This is a genomic window from Variovorax sp. P1_H12_2, from assembly GCF_056405335.1.
The window spans coordinates 1-1,479 of sequence record NZ_JBFUCI010000724.1; the positions used below are offsets into that span (position 1 = coordinate 1).

Annotated in this window: 1 protein-coding gene and 1 pseudogene; both read left to right on the top strand. The window is 70.4% G+C overall.

Going from position 1 to position 1,479, the window contains the following annotated elements; all coding sequences use genetic code 11:
- Positions 1–248 precede the first annotated feature (248 nt).
- Positions 249–920, top strand: a complete 672-nt coding sequence (locus AC1D2K_RS34580) for an alpha/beta hydrolase family protein (RefSeq protein ID WP_478094941.1) — start codon at positions 249–251, stop codon at positions 918–920.
- A gap of 82 nt (positions 921–1,002) precedes the next feature.
- A pseudogene (locus AC1D2K_RS34585) lies at positions 1,003–1,479 on the top strand (hypothetical protein); the annotation flags it as partial.

The window sequence follows — 1,479 nt, forward strand, 5'->3', positions numbered from 1 at the left end:
GCCTGCGACCGGGCCGCGTCGCCGGGGCGCCCGCAGGCCGGCCCTGGCGGCGCGCCGGCCAAGGGCGACACGCGAGGGCCGATTCGCCGCAAGCTTTTCGGCGGCTGAGGGGGCGGCCTCCCGCGTTGCCTTCCCGGATGATGCGGTCGAAGAACTTCGACGCGACCTCCCGACACCGCCGATCCGCCGGCATGCGCCACAATTTCCCGCTTCGGCGCTGCCGTGCGCCGGCCTCGAGAGGACGCCACATGAACACCGAAGCACGCCCCACCACCATCCCTCTCGACGACGGCGAGAGCGTCTCCGGCCTGGTGCAGTCGCCGCCGGCGCCGCGCGCCTGCTACGTGTTCGCCCATGGCGCCGGTGCCGGCATGGCGCACGCGTTCATGGCCGAGGTGGCCGACGGCCTGGCGCAGCGCCACATCGCCACGCTGCGCTACCAGTTCCCCTACATGGAGCGCGGCTCGAAGCGCACCGATTCGCCGGCGATCGCCCAGGCCACGGTGCGCGCGGCCGTGGCGCATGCCGCCGGCCTCTTCCCCGCGCTTGCGCTCTTCGCGGGCGGCAAGTCGTTCGGCGGCCGCATGACCTCCCAGGCGCAGGCCCTGGAGCCCTTGCCGGGAGTGGCGGGCCTGGTGTTCCTGGGTTTTCCGCTGCATGCAGCGGGCGCGCCTTCGAGCGACCGCGCGCGGCATCTCGTCGATGTCCGCACGCCCATGCTGTTCGTCCAGGGCACGCGCGACAAGCTGGCGGAGTTCGGCCGGATCGAGAAGCTCGTGGCCGAACTCGGGCCGCTGGCGACCCTGATGCGGATCGACGAAGCCGACCATTCCTTCCACGTGCTGGTCCGCTCGGGCCGCAACGACCGCGAGGTGATGACGCAGATCCTCGACGGCTCAGCCGGCTGGATGCTGCGCTGAGCGCAGGCCTTTCGTTCGCAGTGGTGCAACCCCCGAGGCCCCTCGCCAAGCGGGGGGACGTCGCCCCACTACACTGATCCGGATGAGCCACCCCCCTCCCCCGCATCGAGCGCGGGACCTCCTTGCTTCCTATTTCTGGAGTGGCGATGCCATCCGCAGCCGAAGCGTGAGCGAGGTTGTGCTGTCAGGCACGGTCGACGTGCCTGCGCCCCCTGCAAGGCTGATGGCGGACTGGCAAAGGGAGATATCGTTGCGCTTGGGCCTGGAACCCGGAGACGTCGAGCCATTGCCTCTGGCGCGCGCGCGCATGCGCTGGCCGGACTACCGGTACTGCGTGCAGGCGATGGCCGACTGGACGCGGACGCTCGGCCTGCACGAGGTGCTTGCCTCCTGCGACGTCGCCCTCATGGCCTGCCGCGGCGCGAAGTACCACCATGACGGCGCGCACTATGGCGGTGCGGCCTTTTGCAACCTCTTCCTGAGCGAAGACAAGGGCCTGGACTTGCATTTCCCCTCTTCGGGTCATCGAATCCCGTTGACCAGGGGGACGGCCGTGATG

Excerpts from the sequence above, each read along its gene's own strand:
- AC1D2K_RS34580 (WP_478094941.1), top strand. The coding sequence starts at position 249 with ATGAACACCGAAGCACGCCCCACCACCATCCCTCTCGACGACGGCGAG.